The 18,622-nt window shown below is 64.9% G+C and carries 15 protein-coding genes; 8 read left to right on the forward strand and 7 right to left on the reverse strand.

The window, feature by feature from the left end:
* Window positions 1–105: 105 nt before the first annotated feature.
* Complete coding sequence (locus ACSQ27_RS17500; RefSeq protein ID WP_436156770.1) at window positions 106–360, reverse strand: acyl-CoA-binding protein; 255 nt, start codon at window positions 358–360, stop codon at window positions 106–108.
* Between the two features lie 146 nt (window positions 361–506).
* On the opposite strand from ACSQ27_RS17500, the gene ACSQ27_RS17505 reads away from it, so the two are divergent.
* The gene (locus ACSQ27_RS17505) at window positions 507–2,039 is read left to right on the forward strand and encodes a wax ester/triacylglycerol synthase family O-acyltransferase (protein WP_436156771.1); all 1,533 of its coding nucleotides are present in this window, start codon (window positions 507–509) and stop codon (window positions 2,037–2,039) included.
* 284 nt (window positions 2,040–2,323) lie between these two features.
* Here the strand turns inward: ACSQ27_RS17505 and ACSQ27_RS17510 are convergent, their stop codons facing one another.
* Together ACSQ27_RS17510 and ACSQ27_RS17515 are read right to left on the reverse strand one after the other, a co-directional pair.
* Window positions 2,324–3,091, reverse strand: a complete 768-nt coding sequence (locus ACSQ27_RS17510) for a type III pantothenate kinase (RefSeq protein ID WP_436156772.1) — start codon at window positions 3,089–3,091, stop codon at window positions 2,324–2,326.
* 83 nt (window positions 3,092–3,174) lie between these two features.
* Window positions 3,175–3,843, reverse strand: a complete 669-nt coding sequence (locus tag ACSQ27_RS17515) for a helix-turn-helix transcriptional regulator (protein ID WP_436156773.1) — start codon at window positions 3,841–3,843, stop codon at window positions 3,175–3,177.
* Window positions 3,844–3,933: 90 nt separating this feature from the next.
* On the opposite strand from ACSQ27_RS17515, the gene ACSQ27_RS17520 reads away from it, so the two are divergent.
* Entirely contained in the window at window positions 3,934–5,235 is a 1,302-nt protein-coding gene (locus ACSQ27_RS17520) for a sensor histidine kinase (RefSeq protein ID WP_436156774.1), read from the forward strand.
* A 58-nt stretch (window positions 5,236–5,293) separates the two neighbouring features.
* On the forward strand, window positions 5,294–6,280 hold the full coding sequence (locus tag ACSQ27_RS17525) for a response regulator (RefSeq protein ID WP_436156775.1): 987 nt from the start codon (window positions 5,294–5,296) through the stop codon (window positions 6,278–6,280).
* 34 nt (window positions 6,281–6,314) lie between these two features.
* On the opposite strand, the gene cqsA is transcribed toward ACSQ27_RS17525, so the two are convergent.
* Together cqsA and ACSQ27_RS17535 are read right to left on the reverse strand one after the other, a co-directional pair.
* Window positions 6,315–7,568 (reverse strand): alpha-hydroxyketone-type quorum-sensing autoinducer synthase, encoded by a 1,254-nt coding sequence (gene cqsA, locus ACSQ27_RS17530; protein WP_436156776.1) that lies wholly within the window; start codon window positions 7,566–7,568, stop codon window positions 6,315–6,317.
* 222 nt (window positions 7,569–7,790) lie between these two features.
* A complete protein-coding gene (locus ACSQ27_RS17535) occupies window positions 7,791–8,234 on the reverse strand; it encodes a rhodanese-like domain-containing protein (protein WP_436156777.1) in 444 nt (147 codons plus the stop codon).
* 186 nt (window positions 8,235–8,420) lie between these two features.
* On the opposite strand from ACSQ27_RS17535, the gene ACSQ27_RS17540 reads away from it, so the two are divergent.
* The 5 genes from ACSQ27_RS17540 (at window position 8,421) to icmF (ending at window position 16,818) form a co-directional block, all read left to right on the forward strand.
* Entirely contained in the window at window positions 8,421–9,344 is a 924-nt protein-coding gene (locus tag ACSQ27_RS17540) for a PPK2 family polyphosphate kinase (protein WP_436156778.1), read from the forward strand.
* A 172-nt stretch (window positions 9,345–9,516) separates the two neighbouring features.
* Entirely contained in the window at window positions 9,517–10,626 is a 1,110-nt protein-coding gene (locus tag ACSQ27_RS17545; protein WP_436156779.1) for a TRAP transporter substrate-binding protein, read from the forward strand.
* A 79-nt stretch (window positions 10,627–10,705) separates the two neighbouring features.
* Entirely contained in the window at window positions 10,706–11,332 is a 627-nt protein-coding gene (locus ACSQ27_RS17550; RefSeq protein WP_436156780.1) for a TRAP transporter small permease subunit, read from the forward strand.
* Between the two features lie 2 nt (window positions 11,333–11,334).
* Window positions 11,335–13,320, forward strand: coding sequence for a TRAP transporter large permease (locus tag ACSQ27_RS17555; RefSeq protein ID WP_436156781.1), 1,986 nt, complete (start codon window positions 11,335–11,337; stop codon window positions 13,318–13,320).
* A gap of 174 nt (window positions 13,321–13,494) precedes the next feature.
* The gene (gene icmF / locus ACSQ27_RS17560) at window positions 13,495–16,818 is read left to right on the forward strand and encodes a fused isobutyryl-CoA mutase/GTPase IcmF (protein ID WP_436156782.1); all 3,324 of its coding nucleotides are present in this window, start codon (window positions 13,495–13,497) and stop codon (window positions 16,816–16,818) included.
* On the opposite strand, the gene ACSQ27_RS17565 is transcribed toward icmF, so the two are convergent.
* Together ACSQ27_RS17565 and ACSQ27_RS17570 are read right to left on the reverse strand one after the other, a co-directional pair.
* On the reverse strand, window positions 16,819–18,120 hold the full coding sequence (locus tag ACSQ27_RS17565; RefSeq protein WP_436156783.1) for a TRAP transporter large permease: 1,302 nt from the start codon (window positions 18,118–18,120) through the stop codon (window positions 16,819–16,821).
* The gene (locus tag ACSQ27_RS17570; protein ID WP_436156784.1) at window positions 18,117–18,617 is read right to left on the reverse strand and encodes a TRAP transporter small permease; all 501 of its coding nucleotides are present in this window, start codon (window positions 18,615–18,617) and stop codon (window positions 18,117–18,119) included. Before ACSQ27_RS17570 ends, ACSQ27_RS17565 begins: the two co-directional genes overlap by 4 nt.
* Window positions 18,618–18,622: the final 5 nt, after the last annotated feature.

Raw genomic sequence — 18,622 nt, forward strand, 5'->3', positions numbered from 1 at the left:
AACCAGGGTCGCCTTTTCTTTTGCTTACTTTTCTTTTGGCGAAGCAAAAGAAAAGTGAGTTGCCGCCGGGCAACCCCCGGCCAGCCACCCTATGCAAAACACAGATCAGCTCAAATCAGCAATCAGGTCTATGTACTGCTGCATCGCATCATCCTGCGAAGTACCCTTGAGACTATTCCACGCATCCCACTTGGCCCGCGCAACCATGTCGCCAAAGCCGGGCTTTTTCTCCGCGTTGTCGCCAACGCTGCCCTGCTTGTAGAGCGCGTAGATCTTCAGCAAGGTTGCGTTGTCAGGACGCTCGCTGAGGTTTTTCGAATCGGCCATGGCTTTGTCGAAGGCGGCTTTCAGGTCTGACATAAGGGGATCTCCGTTTTTTAGAAGTGGGTCACCAATGACGGTGCTTGGGGTAACTGCCCGGTATCTTAGCGAGGCGGTTACCCGCAAAATAGGGAACTTACCCCATCCGGGGTGGATTCGCAGCAGATTTGCATTTGGGAGTGCTCATGGTTACACGCGTTACCGCCCAGGCCGCCGGCCGGAAAGTGGCAAAAAACGTCCAGAAGAACGTCAAGCGGGCCGTCTCGGGAACCCTGGGCATTTCGGGTGAGCGCATGAGCAAGGTCGACACGGCCTGGTTGCGCATGGACAACGACGCCAACCTCATGATGATCGTCGGCGTGTGGCAGCTGGCGCCGGGCGTCAAGCATGCGGCGGTCTGCGAGCGCATTGAAAACAGCCTGCTCAAGTACGACCGCTTCAAGCAGCGCGTGATGGAAGACGCGGCCGGTGCCACCTGGGTGATGGACCGCAACTTCGACCTGGCCAACCACGTGGTACCCAAGAAACTGCCCAAATCGGCCAACCAGGAGCAGGCCCTGCAGGACCACGTGGCCGAACTGGCCACCCAGCGCCTGGACCCGAAACGCCCCCTGTGGCAAATCCACCTGATCGAGGACTACACCGGTCCCGACGGCATCAAGGGCAGCGCCATGATCGTGCGCATCCACCACTGCATCGCCGACGGGATCGCGCTGATCTCGGTGACCATGTCGCTGGTCGACGGCGGCGCGCCGCCACCGGAGCGGCGCAAGAAAGCCGCGGCGGCCGCAGGCACGGAGGACTGGATCGCCGACACGCTGCTCAAGCCTTTCACCGACATCACGGTCAAGGCACTCGGTGCGGTGGGCGAAGGCGCGGCGCGCTCGCTGGGCATGCTGGGCGACCCGAAAAAAGGCATGGAGCAGGGCATGAGCGGCTCCTTCGACATGGCCAAGGTGCTGATGCAGGTGCTCAAGGACGGCGCCGCGCTGGCCCTGATGCCCGACGACTCCAAAACCCGGCTCAAGGGCAAGCCCGGCGGCGCCAAGAAGGTGGCCTGGTGCCAGCCGATCCCGCTGGACGAGGTCAAGGCCGTGGGCAAGGCGCTCAACTGCTCGATCAACGACGTGCTGCTCAGCTGCGTGGCCGGCGCCCTGGGCGAGTACCTGAAGACTTTCGGCGACGAGGTGGCGGGCCAGGAAATCCGCGCCATGGTGCCGGTGAACCTGCGGCCGCTGGACCAGGCGCACAAGCTGGGCAACCGCTTCGGCCTGGTGCCGCTGGTGCTGCCCATAGGCGTGGACAATCCGATCGAGCGCGTCTACGAGGTGCGCCGCCGCATGGCCGCGCTCAAGGGCAGCTACCAGCCGCTGCTGGCCTTCAGCCTGCTGGCGGTGGCGGGCCTGCTGATCAAGCCGGCGCAGGACGTGATGCTCAACCTCTTCGCCAAGAAGACCACGGCGGTCATGACCAATGTGCCGGGACCGCGCGAAAAGCTCAAGTTCTGCGGTTCCACGCTGGAGCAAAGCATGTTCTGGGTGCCGCAGTCGGGCGACGTGGGCCTGGGCGTGTCCATCCTGAGTTACGGCGGCGGCGTGCAGTTCGGCGTGATCACCGATAGCACGCTGTGCCCGGAACCTCAGCGCATCATTGATGAGTTTGTGCCTGAGTTCGCAAAACTCTCCATCGTCACGCTGATGCTGCCTTGGGGAGAGTGAGCGCCACTCAATAAAACCCTCTCGGCGTTGTTGCGCCGTCTTGCCGTGCTCGTGTACTCTCCGCAGCGCCAGGCACAGGCCCTCGGCCCTCACCCCTGCCCTCTCCCAGGGGGAGAGGGAGTAAGAAGTCTTTACCTCATCCCACAGAGGCGAGGAAGCAGGAAATCTTTATCCCCTCTCCCTCTGGGAGAGGGTTAGGGTGAGGGCCAGCGGCGCACGAGATACCGCAGCTCGTTCACAGCCAGAACCGCTTCGCCGGGTTTGAGTGGCTTGGTATCACCGCCCTAGGGAGCGAAGCGGCGGGAAGCGATCTCGAGCAAGCCGTCAAAAATCAGGCTGTCCACCAGCTCAAACTTCACCGACATGCTGGGCGCCATCTTCCAACCCGCGCCGCCGGTCATGATGCATTCAGGCGTCTCGCCGCAATGGCGCGTGATGTTTTCCACCATGCGCTGCACCGCGCCGGCGATGGCGAAGGTGCCGCCGCTGGTCAGCGCGTCGCTGGTGTTGGTGGGGAAGTCGCGCACCTCGCCGGTGGGCACGTGCAGGCCGGCCGTGCCGGACTCGAGCGCGCGCAGCATGATGCCGTGGCCCGGCAGGATGATGCCGCCCAGGAATTTCCCGGAAGCGTCTATGGCCTCGACGGTGACCGCGGTGCCGACCATGACGACCACGCAGGGCTTTTGCACGCCGCGCGCCAGCAGCCGGTGCCGCGCGCCTATCATGGCGACCCAGCGGTCGGCGCCCAGGCGGGCCGGATGGTCATAGCCGTTGCTCACGCCCGCCTCTTGGGGGCTGGAGACGACCCAGCGCGGCGCCACGTCCCAGAGCTCCATCTGCTCGGCCACGCGCCGCTTGATGGCGTCGCCGGCGACGATGCAGCCCAGGATGCGCGTGGGCACGGGCAGCGCGTTCCACTCCTCTTCCGCAAGCTTGTCGATGTTCTCCAGGAACACCGCCCCCTGCGCCAGCAGCCGGGCACCCGCCGCGGGCGCCTCGTACTGGGCCCATTTCAGGCGGGTGTTACCCACGTCAAGCGCTAGAAAGGTCATTTGGCGGATTATGAACAGGTTTGGCGCACGGCCCCGGCCGGCTGCCTAGGGGTTTCCAGTAGGGCTTTGGGGCAAATACCCGTTCAAATGAGCCCAAACCAGCAGGCGCGCTGGATGGCGGCCAGCTTGTTGTCGACCCGGAGCTTGGTCATGGCATTGGAAAGATGGAAGTTCACGGTGCGTTCGCTGCAGGCCAGCAGCTCGCCGGTTTCGCGCGCTGTCATGCCCTGGAAGGCCAGGCTCAGGCATTCGAGTTCGCGCGGGCTCAGCGGGCTGCGCGCCTCGGCCAGCGCGCGCTTGAGCAGCGGCCAGATGTTGAGCGCCGACCAGGCCAGCAGGGCCGCTTCGCTGCGGTCGTGCCACTGGCGCGGGCTGAAGAGGTAGCACTCGAAGGCGCGCCCCACGGTGACGGGGAAGGCGATGCGGACCACGCTCTGGTAGCCGTGGGCCAGCCAGAGCCGGCGCCAGCGGCCCAGGTTTTCGAAGGCCGACTTGGAAATGTCCTGCCAGGCCACCAGGGGCGCGTCGGAGTCGCGCCAGGGCGCGCCGAAGTCGCGGCTTTCCGCCAGGGCTTCGGCCGCATCGAGCAGGCGGGGCGGGTGGATGGCCAGCACCAGCCGGTCCTCCTGGCCCGCAAAAGGGTCGGGGCCGAGCACCATGAGGGCCTCGACGGAGAACTCGCGCAGGGCGCACAGCCAGTCGCTGATGACGCCGTCCAGGCTCACGCTGTCAAAGTTGGCAGGTAACAGCATTAGCTTGACGGAAAAAGAACCGGGACAATACAGTCACATGTCAAATGCATCATCGGTCAGGTTCCCTGTTGTGCTGGAGAGATTTCTAAAGTGAGGAGCGCCCGCTTTCATGCGTGGCTGGCACAGCGTCCCTTGCTCCAGTGGCTGCGGGAAGAACTGGTACTCGCCCCGCTGGAGCCCATTTTGCATCCATCGCCGCGGCGTCTGTGGTGGCTGGGACTTTCTTTTTTTTCGGGCAATGCCCTGTTCGCCTGGATCTGGTCGGCCTGGCTGCCCCAGCCCTACGAAAACCTGCCCCTGCGGGTGGGCGCGAGCCTGCTGGGCTACAGCCTGATGACGCGGCGCGTCAACCACGACCCGGGCAGCCGTCTGGCGCAAAGAGTCTTCGGCCTGGTGTTCTGGGTGGAGCTGCCGGTGCTGTTCAGCTGGATGTACCTGTGCAACAGCGGCAGCACGGTGTGGCTGGCCACCATGGCGGCCATGGTGCTGATCTACTACCACGTGACCGACTGGCGCCTGGCCACGCTGGGCACCATCACAGGGGGCCTGCTGGCCTTCGGGGCCTTCATGGCCATCGGGCCCGCGGTTCCCTTGCTGCCGCCGGAGCAGCGCGCCGTGCACGCGGTGGTGTTCGCGTTTGCCTGGTCGATCGCGCTGGTGCTCAACCTGTCCTCGGCCAACCTGCGGCGGGAGCAGCTCTCCAGCACACTGACCACCATCGGCATCATGGCGCATGAACTGCGCACGCCGCTGTCGACGGCGGCCCTGCTGGGCGACGCGATCCAGCTGGAGGTGCAGCGCCAGCCCGACAACCCGCGGGCGCAGCAGCTGGACAAGCTCGCCTTGCGCCTGCACGCCCTGGTGCGCAACATGAACCACCAGATCGACACGCAGATCGCCAACGCCAAGCTGCTGCAGCTGCCGCGCTACACCGAGCGAGTCCTGGCCAGCCAGGTGGTGCAGGAAGTGGTGGCGGCCTATCCCTACCAGTCGAGCCGCCAGCGGGAGTGCGTCAAGGTCATCCTTCATGAGGATTTCAGTTTCCGTTCCTCGGCCACCCAGTTTTCGCAGGTACTGGACAACCTGATCAAGAACGCCCTGCACTCGCTGATGGCCGCCGACTCCAAATACCCGAGCGGCGCGCTGCGCATCGAGGTACGCCAGGCGCAGGGGCGCGGCCGCATTATCGTCGCGGACGAAGGCATGGGCATAGACGCCGCCCTGCTGCCGCAGATTTTCAAGCCTTTTTTCTCCAGCAACCGCGGCACCGGCCACGGCCTGGGTTTGGCGTTTTGCCAGCAAGTGGTACAAAGTGCAGGCGGCAACATTCATGTGAAATCCGAGTTTGCCGTGGGCGCCGTTTTTACCATTGAGCTGCCCATCGCGCCCTGATGGCCTGTTTTTTGCGACCGTATGACTGCTTTTGACAACCTTCCATAAAACGACAAACATGTCCTTTGCACTCTATCGCCGACCGGGAGGCGTGGTCTTTCTGGACGACGACCCGGACTATCTTGAAATGCTGGCCGAAGTCATGCCGCTGGACTGGTATGTGCGCCTGTTCCTGCGGCCTGTGGCCTGCATAGAGCTGCTGCTGAAGGAGCCGGCACGCTGGGAAGCGGACGCCTGGCGCCAGCAGGAGATCATCAACCGCTGGCGCGAGGGTGCGGCCCTGATCCCGCAAATCCTGCAGTACTGGCGGGAAGACGGCACGGCGCGCTTTGCGCTCACCCAGGTCTGCGTGGTGGACTACTCGATGCCGGCAATGAGCGGGCTGCGGGTGCTCAGCGAACTGACGGGCTGGTCGGGCGCGCGCGTGCTGCTGACGGGCCGCGCCGACGAGCAGCTCGCCGTGTCGGCTTTCAACCGCGGGCTGATCGAGCAGTTCATTCCCAAGCAGTCGCCCGAAATCCGGCTGCGCCTGACCGACGCCATCCAGGCCTTGCTGCGCCAGCCCGACGGGCGGCACCAGCAGACCTGGCGCTCCACGCTGTCGCGCGAGCAGCACGCCCTGCTGTGCGAACCCATGATCGCGCAGGAGCTCGAGAACCTCGCGCTGCGCCAGGGCTGGATAGAACACGTGGTCATAGGCGCGCCTTTCGGCGTGCTGGCGCTGGACCGCAAGGGCAGCGCGAGCTGGCTGCAACTGGAGCCGGCAGGCAAGCTGCGCGAACTTGCGGAAATCGCCGAGTCCCAGGGCTGGGATGCGGCCACCGTGGCGGACGTGGCCGTGGGCAAAAAACTCATAGACCTGGAACTGCAGCTGGCGCTGGGCGCCGGCCAGAAGCCCCAGCCGCGCCAGGCTTTTGCGATTTCTTCCGGCGAGGCCGTGCTCCACGCCGCGCTTTTCAGCATCGGCGAGCCCTTCAGCCCGGGCTTCATGACCAGCCACGAGCGTTTTATCGCTACCTCCGGCGAGAGGCAGCTGCAGGACTAGCGCGGGGCGTGGCGGGCCGGCGTGGCCCATGCCCTCATGCCTCGGCCTGCCCGGCCCGGGCGCGCCGCGCGATCGGCCAGTCCCAGGGCTTCACGATGGGCGCGATCTCGCGGGCCACCGCTTCCACGTGGTCCAGCTCCGAGGCGGTCAGGCCGGCGTTCAGCGTCATGCGCATCATGGCGCGCTTGGCGCTGGTGGCCGGCGCGCAGAACATTGAGGAATACACATTGCGCTCCTCCAGCCGGTCGCGCAGCACCATGGTGTCGCTTTCCGAGCCGACTTCCAGCGCGATGATCTGCTGGGTGCCCTGGTGGATGGGGTAGCCGAGCTCGCTCAGCGAGGCGCGCAGCCGGCGGGTGTTCGCGTGCAGGCGCACGCGCGCATCGTCGCTTTTGCGGATCACCTCCAGCGTGGCCGCCAGGCCGGCGATCTCGTGCGGCAGCAGGCTGGAGCTGAAGATGTTGGGGAAGCTCGAACACAGGATGTAGTAGCGCATGTGGGCCGGCGCCGTGAAAAAGCCGGCGCGGCCCGCGAAGGCCTTGGCCAGGCTGGCGGTGATGAAGTGCACCCGGTCGGTCAGCCCCAGTTCGGCGCACAGGCCCGCGCCCTGCGGCCCGTGCGTACCCAGCGAGTGGGACTCGTCGACCAGGATCATGCACCCATTCTGCTCGGCCACGTCCACGATCTCCACCAGCGGGGAGACGGCGCCGGTGGTGCTGTAGACCGAGTCCACCACCACGATGCCGGGACCGTTGCGGGCGATCATGCGCGCCAGGTGGACCGGGTCGTTGTGGCGGAAGGCGAACGCCGGTGCGCGCGCCGCGTGGGCACCCTCCCAGAGCGAGGCATGGGCCAGGGTGTCCAGGTAGACGGGCGTCTCGGCATCGGCAATCGCCTGCAGCAGGCCGACGTTGGCCGCATAGCCCGACTGGCAGATAAAGCCGTCGTCCTTGCCGACCCAGCCGGCCAGCGCCATTTCCAGCGTGTGCGTCGGATGCTGGTTCAGGTGGAAGACGCCGGACTGGACGACAAACTCCTGCTCCTTGCGCAGCGCCTCGACCTGGGCATGCACGATCTGCGGATGCCCGGTCACGCTGAGGTAGTCGTTGCCGTCCAGGCGTATGGCATTGGAGTCCGGCGTCCGGCCATGGAGCATGAATTTTCCGCCCCATTGCTGGTCCCAGCGCGGCTTGAAATCACGCGCGATGCGTTCGCTCAGCCGGGATCCGAGAGCGGGGTTGGAAGGCGCCTTGACGGCGGGAGGTAGTTCGCGTTCGAGTACTTGCATGGGAGCTCCGTTAGAAAGAAGAACCCCATTGAAAGCGCTCAAACAAATTGATACGTGTTACCCCCTGTCAGAACTGACAGGGGGTAACCTCATACAACATATTTCAGGTGCTGTGTTGTGAACTATTCACTTCATTTTTCCGCCGTCCTTACCCCATTCCCTTACAGGCTGAAGTTACGAAAGGTACGAATCCCCCCGAAAAACAACAGCGTTTCCAGTGCTTCAGCCCTGCTTCCACGGCAGGCCCTGGAAACGCCAGCCGCCCTTGCGGCCGCGCTGCCCCTGCTCGTCGGCATCGCCTTCAAAACCTTCCAGGATGTTGTAGGCCTCAAGACCCAGTTCCGCCGCACGTTTGGCCGCCGCCACCGAACGCACGCCGCTGCGGCACAGCAAGACAGCTTTTTTGCCGGCGGGCACAGCCGCTTTCAAGCCCTCGTCAAAACCCGCATTCATCGCCATGCCCGGCCATTGCTTCCAGGCCAGGGGCACGGCGCCCGGCACATAACCCACCCATTCGCGCTCGGCGTCCGTGCGCACGTCCACCAGCACCGCCTCGCCCGACTGCACCCACTGCAGCGCCAGGCGCGCCGGTATGTCCCCGGCGTAACCGGCGGCCGGCCGGACTTGAAGCGGGGCGGAAGTGTCCGGGGATGTAGGGCTTGTCATGTTGTTGGCTGTGTGCGATGTGAGTGATGGAGGGGGCCGACGGCGGATGAAACCGCCCAAACAAGTTTATTCCCGTGCCGCCGCCCCGGCAACAGCAGGGACAAAGGCCAAAACCGCCGCGCCGCAAGGGCCGCGCGCCATGCACAATCACAGAGGCAAGCCCGCCATCGCCGACCGGAGACATCCATGCCGACCCCCCGCACAGACCCGCCCCTTTTTCCCGACACCTCGGCCGGCAAGGCGGACCTCAAAACCCTGGCCAAACTGCTGACCCGGTGGCAGCCGCCGCAGACCGATGACTACGGCCTGCCGCCGTCCGGCAAAAAAGCGGGCAAGGCCTGGGCGCTGGCCGACCTGGACCCGGCCGCCAAGCCTTTTTCCAGCGGCGACAAGCTCCAGGACAAAACGCTGGTCGACACCCTGGCGGCCGACCTTGACGAGCTGCAGAACCTGTTTTACGCCGACAAGCGCTTCAAGCTGCTGGTCATCCTGCAGGGCACCGACACCGCCGGCAAGGACGGCACGCTGCGCGGCGTGTTCGGCCGCATCAGCCCGCTGGGCGTGCACACCGTGAGCTGGCGGGCGCCCAACGAAGCGGAGCGCGCGCACGACTACCTGTGGCGCATCCACCAGCAGGTGCCCGCGGCCGGCGAAATCACCATTTTCAACCGCAGCCACTATGAAGACGTGCTGGTGCCGCCCGTCAAAGGCTGGATCACGCCGGCGCAGACCGCCGAGCGCTACCGGCACATCAACGATTTCGAGCGCCTGCTCGCGCAGACCGGCACCGTGGTCCTCAAGTTCATGCTGCACATCAGCCGCGATGAGCAGCGCGAACGCCTGCAGGCGCGGCTCGAGGACCCGGCCAAACAGTGGAAATTCAACATGGACGACCTGGAGGCGCGCAAGCAGTGGAAGCAGTACCAAAAGGCCTACGAAGACCTGCTGCGCGCCACCAGCACGCCCTGGGCGCCGTGGACGGTGGTGCCCGCCGACTCCAAAACCCACCGCAACCTGATGATCGCCACCGTGGTGCGCGCCACGCTGGTGCAGCTGGGCCTGCGCTTTCCGCCCGGCGACCCCGCGCTCAAAGGATTAACAGTCCGCTAGGGCCGAGGGTCACCGGGGATTCCCGCCTGTGAGGCCAAAACAGTTTCACCCGGATCAGAGGTAATCGAAACGCCAATCAGCTGCTTGCGTTGGTGGAAACCCTCTTTGTCAGCAACCGGCAAGGCGGAATGATGAGTGCTCTTACGTTTTTTCAAACAACAGGAGACAAGTCATGACCGAGAGCAAAAGCCCCCGCAGGCGCGGCCTGCTGAAAGGCGCCGCGATCGCCGCGGGCGCCCTGTCCGCCCCTATGGTCGCCATGGCGCAGACAACGTCCTTTCGCTTCCAGAGCACCTGGCCGGCCAAGGACATCTTCCATGAGTACGCCAACGACTTCGCGAAGAAGGTCAATGACATGGCCGGCGGCCGCCTGAAGATCGAGGTGCTGCCTTCGGGCGCGGTCGTGCCGGCCTTCCAGTTGCTGGAAGCCGTCAACAAAGGCACGCTGGACGGCGGCCACGGCGTGGTGGCCTACCACTACGGCAAGAACAACGCCCTGGCCCTGTGGGGTTCGGGCCCGGCCTTCGGCATGGACCCGAACATGGTCCTGTCCTGGCACAACTACGGCGGCGGCAAGGCCCTGCTGGAGGAAATCTACAAGTCCATCAACATGGATGTGGTGTCCTACCTGTACGGCCCCATGCCCACGCAGCCGCTGGGCTGGTTCAAGAAGCCGATCGCCAAGGTGGCTGACATGAAGGGTCTGAAGTTCCGCACCGTCGGCCTGTCGGTCGACATCTTCACCGCCATGGGCACCTCGGTGAACCCGCTGCCCGGCGGCGAAATCGTGCCGGCGCTGGACCGCGGCCTGATCGACGCGGCCGAATTCAACAACGCCAGCTCCGACCGCGTGCTGGGCTTTCCCGATGTGGTGAAGAACTGCATGCTGCAGAGCTTCCACCAGAGCGGCGAACAATTCGAGATCCTGTTCAACAAGGCCAAGTACAACGCCTTGCCGGGAGAGCTCAAGGCGATCATCGACTACGGCGTACAGGCCGCCAGCGCCGACATGAGCTGGAAGGCCATAGACCGCAATTCCACCGACTACGCCGAGATGAAGAAGCAGGGCATCAAGTTCTACAAGACGCCCGACGCCGTGCTCAAGGCACAGCTGGAAGCCTGGGACAAGATCATCGAGGACAAGGCCAAGGCCAACCCGCTGTTCAAGAAGGTGATCGACTCGCAAAAGGCCTACGCCGCGCGCACCATCCCCTGGCAGAACGACTACATGGTCGATTTCAAGATGGCTTACAACCATTCCTTCGGCAAGAAGAAGGCCTGACCCTGCCAGTTTCGGGCCAAGCCGGCCAGCCCTCCGACTCTGGATGGCTGGCCTTTTTTGATGGGCACACCGTTTCAAAATGAATACACAAAAAATCCTGCACACGGCCGACCACATCAGCACCTGGGTCGGCAAAGCGGCCGCCTGGCTCATCGTGGTCCTGATGCTGGTGGTCTGCGCGGAAGTCTTCAAGCGCTACGCGCTCAACGCGCCCACCGCCTGGATCTTCGACGTCAACAACATGCTGTACGGCACGCTGTTCATGCTGGGGGGCGCCTACACGCTGGCGCATGACGGCCATGTGCGCGGCGACTTTTTCTACGGCAACATGAAACCCCGCACCCAGGCCTGGCTGGACCTGGTGCTCTACATCGTCTTCTTCCTGCCCGGCATCGTGGCGCTGACCTGGGCCGGATGGACTTACTTCAACGAATCTTTGGCCATGCGCGAACAGACCTTCAACGCCACCCCCATCCCGCTCTACCCCTTCAAATTCGTGATCCCGGTCGCCGGCGCCATCGTGCTGATGCAGGGGCTGTCCGAAATCCTGCGCTGCGTCGTCTGCATCCGCACCGGTATCTGGACACCGCGGCTCAAGGACGCCCAGGAATCCGACGTGGTCGCGCAGCAGCTGGCCGGCAGCGAATTCGTCGATGAAGAGGCCAAGCGCCTGGCCATCGAAAAATCCGCCGGCTTGAAAGGTTGATCATGAGCAATGCAGTACTCGGCATGACGATGCTCGGCCTGATCGTGATCGTCATCATGATGGGCTTTCCCACGGCGTTCACGCTGATGGGCCTGGGCATGGTGTTCGGTTTCGTCGCCTTCTACGATCCGGCCGTCCATTTCTGGGACAACCGGATCTTCGACCTGATGGTGCAGCGGGCCTTCGGCGCGATGACCAACGAGACCCTGTTGTCCATCCCGCTGTTTGTGCTGATGGGCTACGTGATGGAGCGCGGCGCGCTGGTGGACAAGATGTTCCACAGCGTGCAGCTGGCCTTTCGCAGCGTGCCCGGCTCGCTGGCCGTCACCACGCTGATCATCTGCACCTTCTGGGGCATCGCCAGCGGCCTGGTGGGCGCGGTCGTGGTGCTGATGGGCGTGATCGCCATGCGGCCCATGCTCAACGCCGGCTACGACACGCGGCTGGCCGCGGGGGTCATCACCGCCGGCGGCACCCTGGGCATCCTGATCCCGCCCTCGGTGATGATCATCGTCTACGCCGCCGTCGCCGGCCAGTCCGTGGTCAAGCTCTACGCGGCGGCCATGTTCCCCGGCTTCTTCCTGGCGCTGCTCTACCTGGTCTACATCGTCGGCTGGGTCATGCTCAACCCCAAGATCGCGCCCAAGCTGCCGCCGGAGCAGAACCGCGCGCCCGTGCCGCCCTGGCTGCAGCAGGTGACCACCGTCTATTCGCGCAGGGCGCTACCTGCGCTGGCCATGGCCGTTGCGGCTCCGGGCAAGGCGCTGCAGGCGGGCGCCCAGGTCAGCCGCGGCTTCCTGCTGCGCAGCCTGGGCACAGCCCTGGTGCCGGTGCTGTTCGCGCTGGTGACCCTGGGCGGCACCTGGTGGTATGTGGTCATCCATTCGCAGGCCGACAACATCGCCCAGGTGGCGGCGGCGCGCGCCGCCAAGGCCGCGGCGCCGGCAGGCGGAGGCCTGCAGGGGCCTGCAGCCACCGGCGGGGTCCAGGAACCGGTGGACACCGGCGTGAAGGAGCCGCCTGCCGCGGAAGGGAGCCTTAAGGAACCATCTGCGGAAGAAGGGCTGAAAGAACCACCCACCGACGCGGCGGCCACGGAACCGGCCGAAGCCGGTGGCCTGCAGGCGCCGCCCGGATCGGAAGATGCGAAGCCGGCAACCGCCGCGGCCGACGCACCGCTGCAGGAGATCGGCGAACCCTCGGGCGCGGGGCCGCAGACCGCACCCGTACCGGAGTCCTTCTACACGGGCTTTGCCGTCGCCTGCGTGCTGATGGCGGGGCTGCTGCTCTGGTACTACCGGCGCTTCGACGCCGAGCAGTTCGAGATCCTGCGGATGCTGGTGTCCTCCGTCATGCCGCTGGCCATATTGACCATCGTCGTGCTGGGGGTCATCCTGTTCGGCATCACCACCGCCACCGAATCCGCGGCCGTCGGCGCGGCCGGCGCCTTCCTGATGGCCTGGCATGCCGGCACGCTGGACTTCCAGAAGATCAAGGAAGCGGTGTTCCTGACCTGCAAGACCACCTCCATGGTCTGCTGGCTGTTCGTCGGCTCGGCGCTGTTCTCGGCGGTGTTCGCCCTGCTGGGCGGCCAGCGCGTGGTCGAGGAGTGGGTGCTCTCGATGAACCTCTCGCCGCTGCAGTTCCTGCTGCTGTCGCAGGCCATCATCTTCGTGCTCGGCTGGCCGCTCGAGTGGACCGAGATCATCGTGATCTTCGTGCCCATCTTCCTGCCGCTGCTGCAGCACTTCCAGATCGACCCCATCCTCTGGGGCGTGCTGGTCTTCGTCAACCTGCAGGCGGCCTTCCTGTCGCCGCCGGTCGCGATGTCGGCTTTCTATTTAAAGGGGGTGTCGCCGCCGCATGTGACCATCAACCAGATCTTCGCCGGCATGATGCCCTACATGCTGATCGTGATCCTGTGCATGGTCTTTATGTACGTCTGGCCGGGCCTGACGCTCTGGCTGCCGAAATACCTGTACGGGTAAACAGCCCCGGCTTGCACAAAAAGGGCGCCCCAGGGCGCCCTTTTTCCTGGGTGCCGCCGCTCCCAAGGCGCACACTTGATCGGCCCCGGCTTAGCGGCTAAGATTGACGTTTACGTAAACGTCAATTCAACAAGCCACAGGCCGGCGGCACCCCCGCCCCTCCCGGAGACACGCATGACCGACATGTCCGCTGAATACAAAGCGCTCGCCAGCTACCGCCCCACCCACAAGGTGCGCTTCATCACGGCGGCCAGCCTGTTCGACGGCCATGACGCGGCCATCAACATCATGCGGCGCATCCTGCAAAGCATGGGCGCCGAGGTCATCCACCTGGGCCACAACCGCAGCGTCGACGAAGTCGTGACGGCCGCCCTGCAGGAAGACGCCCAGGGCATCGCCATCAGCTCCTACCAGGGCGGGCACGTCGAGTACTTCAAGTACATGGTCGACCTGCTCAAAAGCCGCGGCGGCGAGCACATCCAGGTGTTCGGCGGCGGCGGCGGCGTGATCGTGCCGCCCGAAATCCGTGAGCTGCATGCCTACGGCGTCACCCGCATCTACAGCCCCGAAGACGGCCAGAAGATGGGCCTGGCCGGCATGATCGGCGAGATGGTCATGCGCTGCGACAAGGACCTGACCGGCTTTGCGCCCACAAACGTCAAGGCCATCGAAGGCCATGGCGAGATGAACTGGCGGGCCCTGGCCCAGCTGATCACCGCGCTCGAGAACGGAAAAGCCGATGCCGCGCTGGTCGACAAGGTGCGCGCCCAGGCCGCCACCCGCAAGATCCCCGTGCTCGGCATCACCGGCACCGGCGGCGCCGGCAAGTCTTCGCTGACCGACGAACTCATTCGCCGCCTGCGCCTGGACCAGAACGACAGGCTGCGCGTGGCGATCATCAGTATTGATCCCTCACGCCGCAAAAGCGGCGGTGCGCTACTGGGCGACCGCATTCGCATGAACGCCATCAGCCCATGGACAGTGCCCGTCGCCGGCCAGAAGAACCCCGACAGCGGCCAACGCGTGTTCATGCGTTCTTTGGCCACACGCGACTTCGGCTCCGAGATCAGCCAGGCCCTGCCCGACGTGATCGCCGCCTGCAAATGCGCGGGCTTTGACCTCATCGTCGTCGAGACCTCGGGCATAGGCCAGGGCGATGCCGCCATCGTGCCTCACGTCGACGTGCCCATGTACGTAATGACACCCGAATTCGGCGCGGCCAGCCAGCTTGAAAAAATCGACATGCTGGACTTCGCCGAGTTCATCGCCATCAACAAGTTCGACCGCAAGGGCTCGCTCGACGCCCTGCGCGACGTCTCCAAGCAGGTGCAGCGCAACAAGGAAGCCTGGGGCACGCCGGCCGACAAGATGCCGGTCTTCGGCACCATGGCCGCACGCTTCAACGACGACGGCGTCACCGCGCTCTACCAGGCGCTCAAGCCGCGCCTGGCCGCCCTGGGCCTGGCGCTCGAGGGCGGCGTGCTGCCCGCCGCCGAGGTGCGCCACAGCACCAACCAGACGCCCGTGGTGCCGGCGGCGCGCACACGCTACCTGGCCGAAATCAGCGACACCGTGCGCGGCTACAAAAAGCGCGCCCGCGCGCAGGCCCAGCTCGCGCGCGAAGTGCAGCAGCTCAAAGCCGCCGCCGCCATGCTCAAGATCGACAAGCCCGACCGCGCACCGGCCGCAGAAGCCGCGCTGGACCTGGCCGGCCACCGCAAGGCCCGCATGGACGCCGATGCCCGCGCCCTGCTCGCCCAATGGCCCGACATGCAGGCCGCCTATGCCGGTGACGAATACGTGGTCAAAATCCGCGACAAGGAAATCCGCACCGCGCTGACAACCAAGTCCCTCTCGGGCACCACGATTCGCAAGGTGGCGCTGCCGCAATACGAAGACCACGGCGAAATCCTCAAGTGGCTGATGCTGGACAACGTGCCCGGCAGCTACCCCTATACCGCCGGCACCTTTGCCTTCAAGCGCGAGGGTGAAGACCCGACCCGCATGTTCGCCGGCGAGGGCGACCCCTTCCGCACCAACACCCGCTTCAAGCTGCTCAGCGAAGGCATGGCCGCCAAGCGCCTGTCCACCGCCTTCGACTCGGTCACGCTCTACGGCAACGATCCGGCGCTGCGGCCCGACATCTACGGCAAGGTCGGCAACTCGGGCGTGTCCATCGCCACGCTGGACGACATGAAGGTCCTGTACGACGGCTTTGACCTGTGCAACCCCTCGACCTCGGTCTCCATGACCATCAACGGCCCGGCGCCGACCATCCTCGCGATGTTCATGAACACGGCGATCGACCAGAACATCGAAAAGTTCAAAAAGGACAACGGCCGCGACCCGACCGCGACCGAGGCCGCCAAGATACGCGAGTGGGTGCAGGAAAACGTGCGCGGCACGGTGCAGGCCGACATCCTGAAAGAAGACCAGGGCCAGAACACCTGCATCTTCTCGACCGAGTTCAGCCTCAAAGTCATGGGCGACATCGCCCAGTACTTTGTGCACAACCGGGTGCGCAACTTCTACAGCGTTTCCATCAGCGGTTACCACATCGCCGAAGCCGGTGCCAACCCCATCAGCCAGCTGGCCTTCACGCTGTCGAACGGTTTTACCTTTGTCGAAGCCTACCTCGCGCGCGGCATGCATATCGACGACTTCGCGCCCAACCTGAGTTTCTTCTTCAGCAACGGCATGGACCCGGAATACACCGTGATGGGCCGCGTGGCGCGCCGCATCTGGGCCGTGGCCATGAAAGAAAAATACGGCGCCAACGAGCGCAGCCAGAAGCTCAAATACCACATCCAGACCTCTGGGCGAAGCCTGCACGCGCAGGAGATCCAGTTCAACGACATACGCACCACGCTGCAGGCGCTGATCGCCATCTACGACAACTGCAACTCGCTGCACACCAACGCGTTTGACGAAGCCATCACCACGCCCACCGAGGAATCGGTGCGCCGCGCCATGGCCATCCAGCTCATCATCAACCGCGAATGGGGCCTGGCCAAGAACGAGAACCCCTCACAAGGCGCATTCATCATCGAGGAGCTTACCGAGCTGCTCGAGGAAGCCGTGCTGCTGGAGTTCGAACGCATCGCCGAGCGCGGCGGCGTGCTGGGCGCCATGGAGACCGGCTACCAGCGCGGCCGCATCCAGGACGAGTCCATGCACTACGAGATGCTCAAGCACACCGGCGAGCTGCCCATCATCGGCGTCAACACCTTCCGCAACCCGCACGGCGACGCGGTACAGGACAAACTCGAACTGGCCCGCTCCACCGAAGAAGAAAAACAAAGCCAGCTCCAGCGCCTGGACGACTTCCACCGCCGCCACGCGGCCGAATCACCGGCCATGCTCAAGCGCCTGCAACAGGCGGTGATCGAAAACCTCAACGTCTTCGAGGTCCTGATGGAGGCCGTGCGCGTCTGCTCGCTGGGGCAGATCACCAATGCGCTGTTCGAGGTGGGTGGGCAGTACCGGCGGAATATGTAGTCACCCCGTATACCCCGCCATGCGCGGCAGCCACAGCACCATGCCCGGCCAGAAGGTCACGAGCGCCAATGCGCCGAGCATGACGAGCAGGTAGGGCCAGACCTCCGCCATCAGCTCGGAAAACGAGACGTCGGCGATCTTCATCATCATGAAGAGCAGCAGCCCATACGGCGGTGTCACCAGCCCGATCATGATGTTGAGCACCGCCATCACGCCGAAGTGCACGGGGTCTATGCCCAGCGCCACGGCGGTGGGCAGCAACACCGGCAGGATGATCAGGATGATGGTCGAGCCTTCCAGGAAGGCCCCCAGCAACAGCAGGATGACGTTGACCAGCAGCAGGAAAGTCAGGGGCGTCATCTCCAGGCCCTTGAGCATGCCGCTCAGGTGGGTGGGGATGTTCTCCGAGGTGATGACGTAGTTGAACACCAGCGCGCCGGCGATCAGCATGCCGATGGAGATGCTCATCTTCGCGCTGGACAGCAGCGACTCGTAGATGTCGGGCCAGCCCATGCTGCGGTACAGGCCGGCGGAGATCAGCAGCGCGTAGGCGGCCGCGACACCCGCGGCCTCGGTCGGCGTGGTGATGCCGCTGTACAGGCAGCCCAGCAGGATCACCGGCAGCATCAGCGCGGGGAAGGCCTCTTTGGTGATGCGCGGCATCTCGGACAGCGGCACCTTTTCCTCCACCGGGAAGCCGCGCCGCTTGGCCTGGAACCATATCAGCACCATCTGCACCACACCCAGCAGCAGGCCGGGCAGCACGCCGCCGATGAACAGGTAGCCGATGGACGTGCCCGACACCAGCGCATACAGCACCATGGGGATGGACGGCGGCAGTATGGGCCCTATCACCGACGACACGGCGCTCAGCGCCGCGGCGAAGCCCGGCGTGTACTTGCCCTCGCGCGTCATCATCACCTGCATGACCTTGCCCGAACCGGCGGCATCCGCCAGGGCCGAGCCCGACATGCTGGCGAAGACTACGCTCTGCAGCACGTTCACCTGCGCCAGGCCGCCCGGGAAGCGGCCGACGATGGCATTGCAAAAGCGCAGCAGCCGGTCCATGACGCTGCCCGTGCTCATGAAGGTGGCGGCCAGGATGAACAGCGGAATGGCCAGCAGCAGGAAGCTGGAATAGGTGCCGTTGAGCAGTTGCTCGGCGGCGGCGCCGACGTCCATGCCTTTCATGTAGAGATAGAGCACGGAGCCGGCGATCATGGCCAGGCCGATGGGCGCGCCGAGCAGGCTCAGGGCGACGATGGCGATGATCGCCAGCGAAAAGGGGCTTGTGAGGTTCATAGGGCGGACGCTGAGGACGGCATGTCGCGGGTGGCTTTTTCAGGCCCGCGTATCAGCTGGCGCACCGCGCGGAGGATGACCGCCACGACGAAGACAATGTAGATGGAATAGGTGATGTCCATGCGGACGCCGAGGTAGGAACTCTTCTCGACTTTCATGAAGGTGACGTAGCTCCAGGCGCCGGGCAGCGACATGCCGAACAGCACGATGATGGCGATGGCCACGGCCCCGCCGACCACCCGGCGGGTGCGGTAGCTTCCGCGCGCGCTGATCATGTCGATGCGGATCTCCTCGTCGTCCTTCAGCACAAAGGCCGCGCCCCACAGCACCAGCCACAGCCAGGCCGCGAGCGACAGCTCGGTGGTCCAGCCCACGGGCCAGTTGAACAGGTAGCGCATGACGATCTGCACCAGGAAGGCGACGAAGATCACGGCCAGCAGGCCGGCGGCCACCGCTTCGGCGAAACGGTGCAGCGTTTTCAACACGCGGGTCAGCATGGGCC

This window comes from Polaromonas sp. LjRoot131 (assembly GCF_964252805.1).
In the GTDB taxonomy this organism is placed as follows: domain Bacteria; phylum Pseudomonadota; class Gammaproteobacteria; order Burkholderiales; family Burkholderiaceae_C; genus Polaromonas.